General features: G+C 71.7%; 12 protein-coding genes and 1 pseudogene. 7 read left to right on the plus strand and 6 right to left on the minus strand.

From position 1 onward, the window contains the following. Nucleotides 1-107 precede the first annotated feature (107 nt). Nucleotides 108-1,946, plus strand: a complete 1,839-nt coding sequence (locus tag ACGFRB_RS23105; protein WP_393245475.1) for an ABC transporter ATP-binding protein — start codon at nt 108-110, stop codon at nt 1,944-1,946. A gap of 289 nt (nt 1,947-2,235) precedes the next feature. On the opposite strand, the gene ACGFRB_RS23110 is transcribed toward ACGFRB_RS23105, so the two are convergent. Next, nucleotides 2,236-2,898 carry a class I SAM-dependent methyltransferase gene (locus ACGFRB_RS23110; RefSeq protein ID WP_393245476.1) on the minus strand — a complete coding sequence of 221 codons (663 nt, stop codon included), beginning with the start codon at nt 2,896-2,898 and terminating at the stop codon, nt 2,236-2,238. Nucleotides 2,899-3,611: 713 nt separating this feature from the next. On the opposite strand from ACGFRB_RS23110, the gene ACGFRB_RS23115 reads away from it, so the two are divergent. The 3 genes from ACGFRB_RS23115 to ACGFRB_RS23125 all read left to right on the plus strand — a co-directional run bounded on the left by ACGFRB_RS23115 (nt 3,612) and on the right by ACGFRB_RS23125 (nt 7,695). Beyond that, nucleotides 3,612-5,024, plus strand: coding sequence for a family 2B encapsulin nanocompartment shell protein (locus tag ACGFRB_RS23115; RefSeq protein ID WP_393245478.1), 1,413 nt, complete (start codon nt 3,612-3,614; stop codon nt 5,022-5,024). Between the two features lie 355 nt (nt 5,025-5,379). Continuing rightward, nucleotides 5,380-6,792 carry a family 2 encapsulin nanocompartment cargo protein terpene cyclase gene (locus tag ACGFRB_RS23120; protein ID WP_393245480.1) on the plus strand — a complete coding sequence of 471 codons (1,413 nt, stop codon included), beginning with the start codon at nt 5,380-5,382 and terminating at the stop codon, nt 6,790-6,792. A gap of 18 nt (nt 6,793-6,810) precedes the next feature. Continuing rightward, nucleotides 6,811-7,695: a geranyl diphosphate 2-C-methyltransferase gene (locus ACGFRB_RS23125; RefSeq protein ID WP_363004632.1), complete on the plus strand. Its 885-nt coding sequence runs from the start codon at nt 6,811-6,813 to the stop codon at nt 7,693-7,695. A 130-nt stretch (nt 7,696-7,825) separates the two neighbouring features. Here ACGFRB_RS23125 and ACGFRB_RS23130 read toward each other — a convergent pair whose 3' ends face one another. Both ACGFRB_RS23130 and ACGFRB_RS23135 read right to left on the minus strand, forming a co-directional pair. Next, entirely contained in the window at nt 7,826-8,206 is a 381-nt protein-coding gene (locus ACGFRB_RS23130) for a hypothetical protein (RefSeq protein ID WP_393245482.1), read from the minus strand. 15 nt (nt 8,207-8,221) lie between these two features. Further along, nucleotides 8,222-10,768, minus strand: coding sequence for an ATP-dependent Clp protease ATP-binding subunit (locus ACGFRB_RS23135; RefSeq protein WP_393245484.1), 2,547 nt, complete (start codon nt 10,766-10,768; stop codon nt 8,222-8,224). 357 nt (nt 10,769-11,125) lie between these two features. Between ACGFRB_RS23135 and ACGFRB_RS23140 the strand changes: the two genes are divergently transcribed. Next, nucleotides 11,126-11,971, plus strand: a complete 846-nt coding sequence (locus ACGFRB_RS23140; RefSeq protein ID WP_393245486.1) for an inositol monophosphatase family protein — start codon at nt 11,126-11,128, stop codon at nt 11,969-11,971. 105 nt (nt 11,972-12,076) lie between these two features. On the opposite strand, the gene ACGFRB_RS23145 is transcribed toward ACGFRB_RS23140, so the two are convergent. The 3 genes and pseudogenes from ACGFRB_RS23145 to ACGFRB_RS23155 form a co-directional block, all read right to left on the minus strand. Continuing rightward, nucleotides 12,077-12,661 carry an SRPBCC domain-containing protein gene (locus tag ACGFRB_RS23145; RefSeq protein ID WP_393245683.1) on the minus strand — a complete coding sequence of 195 codons (585 nt, stop codon included), beginning with the start codon at nt 12,659-12,661 and terminating at the stop codon, nt 12,077-12,079. A gap of 48 nt (nt 12,662-12,709) precedes the next feature. Further along, nucleotides 12,710-13,585, minus strand: a pseudogene (locus ACGFRB_RS23150) (NAD(P)-dependent oxidoreductase); the annotation flags it as partial. Between the two features lie 194 nt (nt 13,586-13,779). After that, nucleotides 13,780-14,424 carry a carboxymuconolactone decarboxylase family protein gene (locus ACGFRB_RS23155; protein WP_363004640.1) on the minus strand — a complete coding sequence of 215 codons (645 nt, stop codon included), beginning with the start codon at nt 14,422-14,424 and terminating at the stop codon, nt 13,780-13,782. Nucleotides 14,425-14,518: 94 nt separating this feature from the next. On the opposite strand from ACGFRB_RS23155, the gene ACGFRB_RS23160 reads away from it, so the two are divergent. Together ACGFRB_RS23160 and ACGFRB_RS23165 are read left to right on the plus strand one after the other, a co-directional pair. Beyond that, nucleotides 14,519-15,202 (plus strand): HAD family hydrolase, encoded by a 684-nt coding sequence (locus ACGFRB_RS23160; RefSeq protein ID WP_393245685.1) that lies wholly within the window; start codon nt 14,519-14,521, stop codon nt 15,200-15,202. 144 nt (nt 15,203-15,346) lie between these two features. Continuing rightward, nucleotides 15,347-15,778, plus strand: coding sequence for a hypothetical protein (locus ACGFRB_RS23165; RefSeq protein WP_393245488.1), 432 nt, complete (start codon nt 15,347-15,349; stop codon nt 15,776-15,778). Nucleotides 15,779-15,784: the final 6 nt, after the last annotated feature.

Genomic DNA, 15,784 nt, shown 5'->3' on the forward strand with positions numbered 1-15,784 from the left:
GGATCGCGCCGCCCGCCCCCGCCCCGGGGAGAAAACGCGTGGACCGCGCGGGCGGGGCGAGGGAGACTGCGGACCCTGTCCTGTCGGTCCGACACAGCAGGGTTGGGATGGAATTGTCTGAATCGACGCGTGTCACCCCCGGCAAGGGGGCGGTGCTGCTCGCCCTACGTCACTACGGACGGGAACTGTCCCGGCTGCGCCGGTGGACCGTGCCCGCGATGCTGCTTCCGGCGCTGGGCAACATCGGCATCGCCTACGTCGCGCCACTGATCGTCGCCAAGGTCGTCGGGCGGATCGCCGGTGACGCGGGCGCGGGCTCCGGGGTCGGCGCCCTGCTGCCGTACGTCCTCGGATTCGCCGGGGTCCTGCTGTTCTCCGAGGGTCTGTGGCGCGTCGGGCTGCACTGTCTGAACCGGCTCGACGCCCATGGCATCGAGCATCTCTACATCGTCGGCATGGACGAACTCTTCGCCAAGGACGCCACGTTCTTCCACGACAACTTCGCCGGCTCGCTGACCAAGCGAGTTCTCAGCTTCGCCTCCCGCTTCGAGCAGTTCGTCGACACCCTCACCTTCAGTGTGATGGGCAGCTTCGTCCCGCTCGTGTTCGCGTCGGTGGTGCTGTGGACGTACGAACCCCTGCTCGTCGTCGGCCTGCTGGCGATGATCGTCCTCACCGCCTTCGGGGTCGCCCCGCTGGTCCGCCGCCGGCAGGCCCTGGTCGACCGCCGCGAGGCGGCCATCGCCCGGGTCTCCGGCCATGTCGCCGACAGCCTGATGAACATGGACACGGTCCGCGCCTTCGCCGCCGAGAAGCGGGAGGCGGCCGAACACCGCACCCGGGTCGCGGAGTCGAGGCGGGTGACCCTGCGCGCCTGGGACTACGGAAATCTGCGCATCGACACCCTTGTCGCACCGATGTCCGTGATCACCAATGTCCTCGGTCTGGTCCTGGCCATTTCCCTCGGCGCGGGTTCGCACGGAATCGAGGCCGTCGTGGTGGCCTTCACCTATTACGGAAACGCCACCCGCATCATGTTCGAGTTCAACCAGATCTACCGGCGGCTCGAAAGCTCGATGACGGAGGCCGCCCAGTTCACCGAACTGCTCCTGGACCCGCCGAAGGTGTGCGACCCGAAGGAGCCCGAGCCCCTGCGTTCCCGCTCGGGTGAGGTGCGGTTCGAGAAGGTGAGCTTCGCCCACGGCGGTGGCGGGCCGCTCTTCGAGGGCCTCGACCTGGACGTGCCGAACGGCACGAAGATCGGGCTCGTGGGCCGCTCGGGCGGCGGCAAGACCACCCTCACCCGGCTGCTGCTGCGGATGGCGGACGTCGACGCCGGACGCATCCTCGTCGGGGGCCAGGACATCAGCCGGATGGCACAGGCCGACCTGCGCGGACTGATCGCGTACGTACCGCAGGAACCGGCCATGTTCCACCGCACCCTGCGGGAGAACATCGCCTTCGCCAGGCCCGATGCCACCGAGGCCGAGATCAGACGGGCGGCGGAGGCGGCGCACGTCACCGAGTTCGCGGACACGCTGCCGGACGGCTTCGAGACCATGGTGGGGGAGCGCGGGGTGAAGCTCTCCGGCGGGCAGCGCCAGCGGGTCGCGCTCGCCCGGGCCATCCTGCGCGACGCGCCCATCCTCCTGCTCGACGAGGCGACCAGCGCGCTCGACTCGGAAAGCGAGATCCTGGTGCAGGAAGCACTGTGGCGGCTGATGGAGGGCCGTACCGCCCTCGTCGTGGCCCACCGGCTGAGCACAGTCGCAGGAATGGACCGGCTGCTCGTCCTCGACCGCGGCCGGATCGTCGAACAGGGCGCGCACCAGGAGCTGTTGACTGCCGACGGCGCCTACGCGCGGCTGTGGCGGCACCAGTCGGGCGGTTTCATCGGCGGTGCCCGCGAGGACGAGGACACCCCGGCGGGAGTCGACGTGCGCTAGCGAACGGCATGAGCGCGAACCGGCCCTGGCCCCACCCCGTCCCAGGTGCCGTCGACCACCAGCTGCCATCAGAACATCGCTGCCCGCATCGCCTCCGGCATCATCACCGCACTCCTGGTCCTCGGCGGTGCCGCGACTGAATCTGGCCGGATGGCGCCGGCGAGGTACCGGTTCGGAATGCTTTCGGCCGGATGCCCGGGAAGGAAGAGCCTCACAGGCCCGGGATCGGCGCGAATTCCCGGGCCTTGATGGCGAAATACGCCCTGGGGTCCTTCTTTCGGATCAGGATCTACGCGGCGGCCTTGCGCGCGTAACAGAACAGGTGCTCCTCCGGGGCGGCGGCGAGGTCGTCCGGCTGGAAGACCGACAGCTCGTGGTGGTGGATCTCCAGACCGCAGTCCTCCCGCAGCTGCCGCAGGTACTCCTCGGCGGAGACGCTGGACACCCGGGCCCGCCGGCCCATCCAGACGATCTCGGCCTCCGCCACGTCCGCCGGCACCGTGGCGCTCACCAGCCAGCCACCGGGTGCCAGGCAGCCGGCCATGCGCCGCAGCGCCGCGGCCGCCTCCGGGCGGCTCATCATCAGCAGCGGGAAGAACGCGCACACGGCGTCGAAACCGCCCGCGGGCGGCTCGTATCCGAGGATGTCGCGCTGCTCGAAGCGCGCCCCCGGAACCTGCTCGCGGGCCAGGGCGACCATCGTCGCGGACACGTCGATGCCGGTGACCTCGCAGCCGGCCCCGGTGAGCAGCTCGGCGACCGGACGGCCGGTACCGCTGCCGACGTCGAGGACCCGCGCCCCCGGCTCCAGGCGGGCGGTGAGCCACTCGACCGCGGCCCGCTGGGCCGGCAGCCGCCCGAACGCCTTCTCGTAGTCCAGCCCGAGCCCGTCGAACAGCTCCGCCGCCGACAGCACGTCCTGCCCGGCGCTGTCGTTCCGTTCTTCCCGCATCCTTCTGGCTCCCCTCCGATGGATCGTGATCATGGGCGCCTTACCCGCCGAACGGGTGTTTCAGTCGGTGGCGTTCCGGCCGGCGTCGCGACACGCGGTCTACCGACCGTGACGAGCCGAGGGTGACATCCAGAGGTGCTCTGTTGACGCCGTACGGCGACGGATCGACGGTGGACGGTCCGTCGGGCGGTCGTGGTGCGCCCCGGCCGGAAATATCTTCTCCCCGCGCGGTCCACTCGATCGGCCGTCGGCGCGCGACCGCTCCCGCGCGATCGCCGTACGCCTCCCTCACCTGAGAGGCCGTCAATTCGCTGGTTTGTGCGCGGGGTTGTCGGAGGCGTGCGGCCTGGGGCCGCGCGCTGGGCGCGTGGGGCGCCAGGTGGCGTGAATGTGGTTGTCCGCCTTTTAAACCTCCGTCCCCGCAAGATCACTGCATTGGGGTAATGGCCCCGCTCTCGTCCCACGAGCAGGGGTCGCCGACGGTTACTGTTCCTCGGGATCTGGGGCGGATTTCCCAGAATTTGTCCCTGTATTTCCGTGTTTCGCAGTGCCCGCAGTGCCCGCAGTGCCCAGAAGTTCCCCTGCGGTTCCCCCTCGTAGTTCCCCGCAGCTCTCGCGGTTCCCGCAGGCCGGCAGCCCCTCGGCTCCCGTAGGCCCGCGGTGCCGCGCCCCGTACGTCCGCACGTCCTCTTCCCCCAAGGAGCGCACGCCCCATGACCGTTGTGACCGGCCAGGACACCGCACCGGCGCCGTCCCGGCCGCAGTCCAGCCTCAGCACCGAGGCGGCCCGTAACCTCGCCACCACCACCAAGTCCGCCCCGCAGATGCAGGAGATCACCTCCCGGTGGCTGCTGCGCACGCTTCCCTGGGTGGAGACCAAGGGCGGCACCTACCGGGTGAACCGCCGCCTCACCTACACCGTCGGCGACGGTGTCATCGAGTTCGTCCAGGACGGATCCACCGTCCGGGTCATTCCCCGCGAACTCGGTGAACTCGCCCTGCTGCGCGGCTTCGAGGACGAGGAGGTACTCAACGAGCTCGCCCGTCGCTGCGTCCAGCGTGACTTCCGCGCCGGCGAGGTCCTGGTCGAGCGCGGCACCCCTGCCGACCAGATCCACCTGATCGCCCACGGCCGCGTCAACCAGACCTCCTCCGGCAAGTACGGCGACGAGGTCGCCGTCGCCGTCCTCGCCGACGGCGACCGCTTCGGCGAGAACGCGCTGCTGGACGCCGACGCCCAGTGGGACTACACCGCCACCGCCGAGACGCCCGGCACCCTGCTCACCCTCTCCCGGGCCGACCTCGCCGCCGTCCGCGACGCCTCTCCTACCCTCCGGGAGCACATCGAGGCGTTCAGCTCGCTGCCCCAGCAGCGGCAGAACCGCCACGGCGAGGCCGAGATCGCCCTGTCCGCCGGCCATGTCGGCGAGGCCGAACTCCCCGGCGCCTTCGTGGACTACGAGGTCAACCCGCGCGAGTACGAGCTGTCGGTCGCGCAGACCGTCCTCAAGGTCCACAGCCGGGTCGCCGACCTCTACAACGGCCCGATGAACCAGACCGAGGAGCAGGTCCGGCTGACCATCGAGGCGCTGCGCGAGCGCCAGGAGCACGAGCTGGTCAACAACCCCGAGTTCGGTCTGCTGGCCAACGCCGACTTCAAGCAGCGCATCCAGACCCACTCCGGCCCGCCCACCCCGGACGACCTCGACGAGCTGCTCTGCCGCCGCCGCGGCACGAAGCTCTTCTTCGCCCACCCCCGGGCGATCGCCGCGATCGGCCGCGAGTTCAACTCCCGCGGGCTCTACCCGGACCACGTCGACTTCGGCGGCCAGCTGGTCCCGGCCTGGCGCGGGGTCCCGATCCTGCCCTGCAACAAGATCCCGATCAGCCGGGAGCAGACCAGCTCGATCATCGCCATGCGTACCGGCGAGGACAACCAGGGCGTCATCGGTCTGCACCAGACCGGTCTCCCGGAGGAGCTGGAGCCGGGCCTGTCCGTGCGCTTCATGGGCATCAACGAGCAGGCGATCATCTCCTACCTCGTCACCGCCTACTACTCGGCCGCGATCCTCGTGCCCGACGCGCTCGGCGTCCTGGAGAACGTCCAGATCGCCCGCAGGAACTGAGCCTGCGGGCGCCGTGGCCCGCAAGGCCCGACTCCCGGGCCCCGCGGGACTCCGGGCCCCCAGGGGCTGTCCGGCGGATCCCGGCCGGGGCCGTGACACCTGGCACGGCACCTGGCCGCGTCGCCGAACTGCCTGAACGGTTCCGCTGTCAAGACACTCCGGCGCCTTGCCATCCGTCCCCTGGGCCCTGGCGGGCCTGGGGAGACCTCATGCACCAGACGCCCCGGCCTGTCCGACCCTGATCCACCGGACAGCCCCTGGCACCCCGGGCCCGTCCGGAACGGAACCGTCCGAACGCCGCACCGGCCCGGACCGACCGGACCGGGCCCCCACCCACCCCAGCAAGGAGCCACGGATGCCCGACCCCGGGCTTGCCCACGGGCAGTCGCGCCTGCCCGACCCGCCCGCCCCACCCTTCCTGCCCGGCCCGCCGACCGTTCTGTTCCCGGTGGCCGGGGCCGCGTCCGGTTCCGGACCGGCCCCCGGTGCGGCGCCCGAGGCCGGTCCCGTACCCGCGACCGCATCCGTGCCGCAGGCCGGACCGGTGCCGCTCGCCGGGCCGCAACCGCAGGCCGGAGCCGCGCTGCGGGCCGGGTCCGTACCGGAGGCCGGGCACGCCGACGCCCCGGCACCCGCCGGCCTCGACCTGACCCGGATCCTGCGCGGACCGAGCGGTCTCGGCACCGCGAGCCTGTTCCTCGCGCGGCGCCCGGAGCCGCTCGCGCCGCCGGTCTCGGTGGTCACCGAGATCCCGGCGGCCCCGCCCTCCCTGCCCGTCGACCCGGCGGACGGGACCCCGATCCCGGGCCTCTACTACCACCCCATCGCCGAACCCGACCCCGCGCGGGTCGAGGAGGTCAGCCGCCGGATCAAGGACTGGGCGGTCGACGAGGTCCAGGCGTACCCCCCGGAGTGGGAGGACCAGTTCGACGGTTTCTCCGTGGGGCGCTACATGGTCGCCTGCCACCCTGACGCCCCGACCATCGACCACCTCATGGCCGCCACCCGGCTCATGGTCGCCGAGAACGCGGTGGACGACTGCTACTGCGAGGACCACGGCGGCTCGCCCGTCGGTCTCGGCAGTCGGCTGCTCCTCGCGCACACCGCGCTCGACCCGCTGCACACCACGCGGGAGTACCAGCCGGCCTGGGCGGACTCGCTGTACTCCGACGCGCCCCGGCGGGCCTACCGCTCCGCCATGGAGTACTTCACGGCACTGGCCACGCCCTCCCAGGCGGACCGGTTCCGGCACGACATGGCCCGGCTGCACCTGGGGTACCTCGCCGAGGCCGCGTGGGCCGAGACCGACCACGTACCCGAGGTGTGGGAGTACCTGGCGATGCGCCAGTTCAACAACTTCCGCCCCTGCCCCACCATCACCGACAGCGTCGGCGGTTACGAACTGCCCGCCGACCTGCATGCCCAGCCCGCCATGCAGCGGGTGATCGCCCTGGCCGGAAACGCGACGACCATCGTCAACGACCTCTACTCCTACACCAAGGAGCAGAACAGTCCCGGCAGGCACCTCAACCTGCCGGTGGTCATCGCCGACCGCGAGGGCAGCTCCGAGAAGGACGCCTATCTCAAGGCGGTCGAGGTCCACAACGACCTCATGCGCTCCTTCGAGGCCGCGGCCGCCGAACTGGCCGCCGCCTGCCCCGTACCCACCGTGGCGCGCTTCCTCAAGGGCGTCGCCGCCTGGGTCGACGGCAACCACTACTGGCACCAGACCAACACCTACCGCTACAGCCTTCCCGACTTCTGGTAAGAAACGGAACCTACATCTGTGACCAGCACCGAGTTCACCACCGCCGACGGCACCTCCACGTTCGTCCCGTCGCCGACGACCCCGTACCAGGGGGACATCGCCCGCTACTGGAACAACGAGGCCAGGCCCGTGAACCTGCGCCTCGGCGATGTCGACGGGCTGTACCACCACCACTACGGCGTCGGTGAGATCGACCGGGCGGCCCTCGGTGACCCCTCGGACAGCGCTTACGAGAAGAAGCTGATCGCCGAGCTGCACCGGCTGGAGTCGGCGCAGGCCGACGTCCTGTTCGACAACCTCGGCGCCATCGGGTCCGACGACCTCCTCGTGGACGCGGGCTGCGGCCGCGGCGGCTCCATGGTCATGGCCCACCAGCGCTTCGGCTGCCAGGTCGAGGGTGTCACCCTCTCCGCCAAGCAGGCCGACTTCGCCAACGGACGCGCCAAGGAACTCGGTATCGAGGGCCACGTCCAGGCCCGGGTCTGCAACATGCTCGACACCCCGTTCGAGACCGGGCAGGCCGCCGGCTCGTGGAACAACGAGTCCAGCATGTACGTCGACCTGCACGACCTGTTCGCCGAGCACTCCCGCATCCTCGAGGTCGGCGGCCGTTACGTCACGATCACCGGCTGCTGGAACCCGAAGTACGGCCAGCCCTCCAAGTGGGTCTCGCAGATCAACGCCCACTTCGAGTGCAACATCCACTCCCGTCGCGAGTACCTGCGGGCCATGGCCGACAACCGGCTGGTGCCGAACACGATCATCGACCTGACCCCCGACACCCTGCCGTACTGGGAGCTGCGTGCCACGTCCTCGCTGGTCACCGGCATCGAGGAGGCGTTCATCGAGTCCTACAAGGACGGCTCCTTCCAGTACGTGCTGATCGCCGCCGACCGCGTCTGACGGCGCTTCGGACCGGGCCCCGGGCACGCGAGGCCCGCGGCCCCGGCCTCGCCCGGTGCTTCGCCCGCCCCGTACCGGCACTCCCGGTACGGGGCGGGCGCACGTGGCACACGTATGAGGGCGGGGCCGGTCACACCGTCTCCCGACGCTCGTGCAGCCCTCTCGGCAGCAGACCGCGCAGCGTCCGCGCGGTGGTGTCGGGGGTGGGGTCCGAGACGGCCACCCGGCTGAAGGGGGCGCCGGGGGCCAGCTCGATCCAGAGCACCGGACCGCCGGACCGCACGGCCGTGAAGTCCGTGCCGGATGGGCCGTGCCGGACCCCCACGCACCGTCCCGGCAGCCACCGCCCGGGCCCGGCCTCACCCCGCAGGACCCGCCACCAGTCGGGTTCGACACCGACCCGGCGCAGCGCCGAGACGGGCAGCCGGACCGTACGGCGACGGGCCGCCGGGATCTCGCCCGGACCGAGCCGGACCACGATCTCCTCGCCCTCCACCACCATCCGCGCCATCGAAATCCCCTTGCCTCAGGCGGCCTTGGCCTCGCCTGCCGCAGAGCCCTTCTCCGCCGGATCCGTCGCTCCCGCCGTCGCCTCCGCCTTGCGGATCGAGCAGTGCAGCGAGTCGTCGACGACGTCCGCGACGATCGTGTCCCCGGGCTCGGCACTCCCACCGAGCAGCAGGGAGGCGACACGGTTGTCCAGTTCGGTCTGGATCGTGCGACGCAGCGGACGGGCCCCGAACTCCGGCTGGTAGCCATGCGCGACCAGCAGCTTCTTCGCCGCCTCCGTGACCTTGAGCGTCATGCCCTGCGCGTGGACCCGGTGCTTGCTGCGGTCGAGGAGATGCTCGACGATCCGCGAGAGGTCCGCCTCGGTGAGACTGTGGAAGACGATGATGTCGTCGATCCGGTTGAGGAACTCCGGCAGGAACCGGCCCCGCAGATCGCCCATCAGCTCGTCCTTCAGCTCCGCCGCGTCCCCCTGATGGGCGAGGATCCGGTGCGCGCCGATGTTCGACGTCATGATGACGACACAGTGCCGGAAGTCGACCGTACGGCCCTGCCCGTCGGTCAGCCGTCCGTCGTCGAGGATCTGCAGCAGGGTGTTGAAGACGTCCGGGTGCGCCTTCTCCACCTCGTCGAACAGGACGACGCTGTACGGGTGACGGCGCACCTTCTCGGTGAGCTGGCCGGCCTCCTCGTAACCGACGTATCCGGGCGGCGCGCCCACCAGCCGGGCGACGGTGTGCTTCTCCTGGAACTCGCTCATGTCGAACCGGATCATCCGGTCCTCGTCGCCGAAGAGCAGCTCCGCCAGTGTCTTGGCCAGCTCCGTCTTGCCGACACCCGTCGGGCCGAGGAAGAGGAACGAGCCCACCGGGCGGTTCGGGTCGCCCATGCCCGCGCGATTGCGCCGTACCGCCTCGGAGACCGCCGTGACCGCCTCGTCCTGGCCCACGATCCGCTCGTGCATCTCCTCCTCCAGCCGGAGCAGCCGCTCCTTCTCGCTGGTGGTGAGCTGGGAGACCGGGATGCCGGTACGGCGGGACACGATGTCGGCGATGTCGCCGGCCGTGACCGAGACGACGCCCTCGCGCCGCTCCTCGATGCCGGCCAGCTCGCCCTCGACCTCGGCGATCCGCTTCTTCAGCGCCGACGCCTTCTCGAACTCCTCGCCCGCGACCGCCTGGTCCTTCTCCCGGCGCAGCTTCGCCAGTTCGTCCTCGCGGCTGACGACCTCGGTGGAACGGCTCGCGCTGCGCAGCCGGACCCGGGCGCCGGCCTGGTCCATCAGATCGATCGCCTTGTCGGGCAGGAACCGGTCGCTGATGTACCGGTCGGACAACCGGGCCGCCGCCGCGAGCGCCCCGTCGGCGAACCGGACCTGATGGTGCGCCTCGTAGGCGTCGCGCAGCCCCTCCAGGATCTGCACGGTCTCCTCGACCGTCGGCTCGGGGACCAGGACCGGCTGGAAGCGGCGTTCGAGCGCGGCGTCCTTCTCGACGTGCTTGCGGTACTCGTCGATGGTCGTCGCGCCCACGACATGCAGTTCGCCCCGGGCGAGAGCGGGCTTGAGCATATTGCCGGCGTCCATCGAGCCCTCGCCGGTGGCGCCCGCCCCGACGACGGTGTGCAGCTCGTCGATGAAGAGGATGATCTCGCCACCGGCCTCCTGGACGTCCTCGATGACCTTCTTGAGGCGTTCCTCGAACTGGCCCCGGTACTGCGCCCCGGCGACCATCCCGGACAGGTCGAGGGAGACGACCCGCTTGTCCTTCAGGGTGTCGGGCACCTCCCCGGCCACGATCCGCTGCGCCAGACCCTCGACGATCGCGGTCTTGCCGACGCCCGGCTCGCCGATGAGCACCGGGTTGTTCTTGGAGCGCCGGGAGAGGATCTCCACGGTCTGCTCGATCTCCTCGGACCGGCCGACCACCGGATCCAGCTTGCCCGCCCTCGCCTCCTCGGTGAGGTCGCGGCCGTACTCGTCCAGGGAGGTGGCGGGCTGCCGGGGCGCGGCGGGCGCGCTCTCGGGGCGCGCGGACTGCTCCGCGAGCCCGCGCAGCCTCTGTACGTCGAAGTCCTCGGCCCGCAGAAAGCGGGTGGCGCCGGAGTCGGGGTCCGCGAGGAGCGCGCCGAGGATGTGCTCCGGACCGATGTACGACACCCCGGCGGCCTGCGCGTAGGCGTGCGCGGCGGCCAGGGTGCGTTTGGCGGCCGGGGTGAGACCCGGTTCGGACGACGGCTCGCCGGACTCGCGGGGCAGCACCCCGGCGATCCGTCCGGCGAGCCGCTCCGGGTCCACCCCGGCCCGCTCCAGGATCCGCCGGGACGGCTCGACCTGGGTGGCCGCCCACAGCAGATGTTCGGTGTCCAGGTCCGTGGTGCCGTCCTCGACCGCCCGGCGGGTGGCGAGCCCGAGCAGCTCGCGCGACGACTCGGTGAGCAGCCGCCCGATGGGGACACGCTGGACGGCCGGAGGCGAGGACGCCGGTGACATCCCGAAGAACCGGTTCAGCAGATCGCCGAACGGATCGGAGGGACCGAAAGGGGAACCGAACGCCATCGACATCTGAAGCTCCTGGTGGGGAGGGTGGCCGCCCACCACGGACCGCCGGGTTCGAGCGGGGCTGGGGCACTCCCACTCAAACCCGGCGGTCCGCACCCCGCAAGCGGGGGTCATACGGGGTGGTGAAGCGGACCGCCACTCGGGCCGGTCCGCGCCCGCGGGCAGAGCGCCGCGAGCGGGCCCGGGGACCATGACCGGGTGTGCGCCCCCGCGCGGGGAGCCCCGGCCGGGGTGGTGGGCCCGTCGTTGCAAGGGCCGTCGCAATGAGGCGAGTTGGGGTTTCTCGGACAGGAGTTCAGGACGTCGTCGGTGGGAGTGCCGGGCGAATGTCCCGGGGTGGCCCGGCGCTAGTGTGGCGGCATGACGCATGCCTCCGCCCCCGTCGGGGATCTTCGTGACGCCTTCGACGCCCGCGATCTCGTGCTCGCCGACGACGCCGAGGTGGCCATCGCCGCCGCCCGCGCCGGCTCCGGGGTCGTACGCGACCTCTACGGCCGCCGTCTCGACCGGATCGACAAGGGCGGCGGGGACTTCGCCACCTCCGCCGACCTCGCCGCCGAACAGGCGATCCTGGACGTGCTCCGTGCCGCCCGGCCCGACGACGGCGTGCTCGGCGAGGAGGGGGGCGAGCAGGGCGTCGCCGGGGCCGGACGGCAGTGGTACGTCGACCCGCTGTGCGGCACCCTCAACTACGCCCACGGCACCATGGTCGTCGCCGTCAACGTGGCCCTCGGCGGTGGCGCCGCCGCCGTGGCCGACCCCTTCGCCGGCGAGGTCTACTGGACCGACGGCCAGGTGGCCCGGGTGCGCCGCGACGGCGCGGACACCCCGCTCGCGCCGTCTGCCGCCGGGCGCCTGGTGGACGTCAACCTGGACGCGCCCTTCCCGAACGCGCCCGGCTTCCGCGCCGTGGACCTGCTCGCCCACCCCGGCTTCGCCGCCGGATTCCGTCCCCGGGTCGTCTCCTCCTCGCTGGCCGTCGCCTGGGTCGCGGCGGGCAGGCGCGCCGCGTACGTCACGGACGGCGGTGATCTCGCCGACACGGTCCACTTCGCCGCCGGCATCGCGCTGTGCCGGGCCGCCGGATGTGTCGTCACCGGCATCGACGGGCAGCCGCTCGGGGAGCCGGGACGGCCGGGCCGCGGGCTCGTGGCCGCGGCCGACCAGCGGACCCACGACGAGCTGATGGCGCTCATCCGGGGCTGACGGGCCGACGCGGCTCGGGAGGTCTGGCTGGGCCGGGTCGGGGTGGGCCGGGTCGGGGTGATGGGGCCTTGGTCGTCGGGTCGGCGCCGCCCGGCCCGCGGGGTCCTACCGGGCGGGTTCGCCGGTGTAGAACGCGATCGTCGCCGCCGTCGTCGACTCCACCGTCCGGGCGTCCGCTCCCGCCGCCGCGTACGCGGCTCCCCATGCCTCGCCCGCGTGGGTGAGGAAGGCGCGCCCTTCCGCGGAGGTCTCCCACGCCGTCGCCTCGGCCCGGCTGAGCGTGGCGTCCGTGAGGTGCCGGGCCAGGGCGCGCAGGACCATGTCCCAGCCGACACCCGAGGCCCCCGGTCCGTAGCGGGCCCGGAACTCGGGGGAGGCGACGGTCAGATGCTCCAGTTCGAGCACCGTACGGGTGGGGCCGGCCGGGGTGAGCCGGACGGTGACCTCGCTCAGTCCCGGGTCGGGGCCGAACAGCCAGGACAGGCGCAGCCGTTCGGGGGCGACGCACTCCAGGATCTCGCCGGCCGCGTTGCCTTCGAGCCGGTAGTGCCCGCCGGGCGCGAGTGTGCCGGTGACCGGCAGGAACCAGCGGCCGAGCCGTCCGGGCGTGGTGAGCGCGTCCCACAGGCCGGCGGCACCGGTCTCGTACGTACGGCGCAGAAGTACCGTGTCGGCGGTGCCGTCCGGCACCTCGCGGGTGCCGACCTCACGGTGTACCCGCTCGAGTTCGGCGTCCGCGTCGTAACCGGCGAAGTACGCGGCGGCCATGTCCTCGTCGCCGTGCCCCTGGGCGACGGCCCGGCCGAAGCGCGCCGCGCCGGCCTCGGCGACGTCGAGCCGCACCCCGTACCGGCGGCCGGCCTCGACGATCAGCCGCGCGTCCTTGGCGGCGGTCGTCACGGCGAAGTTCGCGGGCGTCAGCCGGTCCTCCAGGATCAGCGCGGTCTTCGCACGCAGATAGCCCATGTCGAGCCCGCCGCCGTCGATGGTGTCGAAGAAGGCGCCCGGATCCACGCCGAGCGCCCCGGCCAGGTTCAGTACCTCGCCGGCCGCGTTGGTGACGGCGAGGACCCAGCTGTTGGTGACCAGCTTGAGCCGGGTCGAGGAGCCGCTCGCGCCGTCCTCCCCGGTCCACACCGTGCGGGTGCCGACGGCCTCGAAGACGGGGCCGATCGTCTCCCGGCCGGCCTCGGGCCCGGCGGCGAGGACGGTCAACTCCCCGGCCTCGGCAGGGGCCTTGGTGCCGAGCACGGGGGCATCGTAGAAGAGCAGGTCGTGGGTGTGGGCGAAGTCGGCGAGTTCGGCGAGGCCGTCGAGTCCGGCGGTGGTCGACTGCATCCACACCGTCCCGGCGCGCAGACCGGGTGCCGCCTGGCGCATCGCGTCGAGGGCGGCCGGCCCGTCGTACAGCATCGTCAGGACGACATCGGCGTCCGTGACGGCCTCGGCCGGGGTGTCGGCGATGTGCGCCCCGTCCTTCGTCAGCGGTTCGGCGCGCTCGCGGGTCCGGTTCCAGGCCCGTACGGTGTGCCCGGCCCGAGCCAGGTTGCGGGCCATGGCGGCTCCCATGATCCCCGTGCCGAGGACGGCGACGGTGAGCGGGCGAGAAGGCATGGACGCTCCGATGGTCGGCGGGCCGTGCGGGTCCGCCCATCGAATCACGAGCGGGCCCGGGCGGCAGGGGATTCCTGGACCGGACGGCGTACGGGGCGGGTGGGCCGGACCGGACCGTCCCGCTTCTCGCGTACGGTCAACCGCGTCCGGACTCCCGTCTCCCGCCTCCCGTGCCCCGCTTCCGCGCGCCGTTCTTACGCCTCGTCGTCGTCCGCGGGCTGGATCCCGGCCAGCAGGTTGAACGCGCCCGTGAGCATGTTGAGGGTCACCACCGACACCACCTCGGCGATGATCCGGTCGCTCCAGCCGTGTTCCCGCAGCTCCGCCACGTCCTGGTCGCCCAGCGCGCTCGGCTCCACGAGGACCTTCAGGGCGACGGCGATCAACGCGGCCTCGCGGGCGTCGGTGGAGGTGCCCTGACGTGCCAGTTCGATGTCGCTGTCGTGCAGACCGGCGGCCCGGGCGGCGTCGACATGGGCCTGGCGGCAGGTGCCGCAGCCGATCCACTCCTGGACCGCGAGGGAGATCTTCTCGCTCAGGGCCCGGGGGATCTTCACCCGCTTCGTGGCGCGGGACAGGCTGAGATAGCCCTCCAGGACCGCGGGGGAGTGGGCCATCGTCGACACCATCTCACCCGCCGAGCCGTGCCGTTCGACGATGTCGGCGAGCAGTTCGCGGGCCTTCCCGGTGGCCTGCTCCGGCTGGAGCGCCGCCAGCCGCCGCCGTGGCGCGCCGCCGTCCGACACGCCCCGCTCCTCGCGCGCCGCGCCGTCCTGTGTCGTGGTCCCCTGCACCGTCGCCTCCTCGCCGTGGGCTTGCGCCACGTCTGCTTTCGACATACCCATGGGGGGTATAACGCGGAAAGGTTTCCCGTAGTTCCCTCCTGGTGTCGTCGGTTTCGCGTTCTACGATCGGAGGGTGATCAAAGGCGTCATGTTCGACTTCTCCGGCACGCTGCTGCGTGTCGAGTCCATCGCGCACTGGCTGGACGCGGGGCTCGCCGCGACCGGCGCGCGGCTCTCCGGCGACGCGTTCGCCCATACCGTGGAGCGCCTCACCCACCATGGCGCGCTGCCCGGCGGCCCCGCGCCACGGGAGGTGCCCGCCCGGCTGGAGCGGCTGTGGGAGGAGCGCGACCTGGATGCCGAACGGCACCGTGCCGCGTACACCGGACTGATCCACGCGTCCGGGGTGACGGACCCGGAGCTGACCGACGCGCTCTACGAGCGCCACAAGACGCCCGAGGCATGGCACCCGTATCCCGATACCGCCCGCACCCTCGCCGAACTGAGCCGCGCCGGTGTATCCGTCGCCGTCGTCAGCAACATCGCCTGGGACCTGCGGCCGGTGTTCCGCGTCCACGGACTCGACCAGTGGATCGACGTGTTCGCCCTCTCCTTCGAGGTCGGCGCGCAGAAGCCGGACCCGGCCATCTTCCGCTATGCCTGCCGGGAACTCGGTCTCGACCCGGCCGAGACGCTGATGGTCGGCGACGACCGCAGGGCCGACGGCGGGGCCGTCGCGCTCGGCGCCCGTGTGCACTTCGTCGACCCGCTTCCGGTCGACCGCCGCCCGCACGGTCTGCGCCCCGTCTTCGGTCTGCTGTCCGACGCCTGAAGTCTGAAGTCTGAAGTCTGACGGCTGGCACGGCATCGGCTGCCTCTCGCGGAAGGCGTCGGCGGGATGTCGGTGATCCGTCGGTGCCACCCGGCACGGTGGATCCCGTCACCCACTCCATCCCGCCGAGAGGACACCGTCACCATGCACCTGGACACCGAACAGGCCCTGGCGCAGCGGCTGATCGCCCGCATGCGCACCTATCTGGAGGCCGGGCTCGTCCTCGACACCGAGCTCCTCGACGTCCTGTACGACCCCGAGTTCGAGAACGTGCGGGTCGATCAGGAGGGCCGTACAGTCGTATTGACGAAGCGTCATTTCATGGACAGATTCCGGGCGTTGAAGCAGAGCGGGCAGAGCGTCGGCGACTCCGTGGACGACGTGACCTTCCCGTCCGTTGGATCCTCGGGCGACCTGGGGTCCGTCGTGATGCGCCGGGTCAAGGGTGGCGAGCCCGTCCTCTACCACTTCCTCTGGCGGCTCGACGCGTCCGGCACGCCCACCACACTGCTGCGCGAGTACACCTTCGAGCGGGACCTCTCGCGGCTCCTCGCGATGATGGCCGCCGCCCGATGAGGGCGC

The organism is Streptomyces sp. NPDC048718 (assembly GCF_043198875.1).
Classification (GTDB): Bacteria; Actinomycetota; Actinomycetes; order Streptomycetales; family Streptomycetaceae; genus Streptomyces.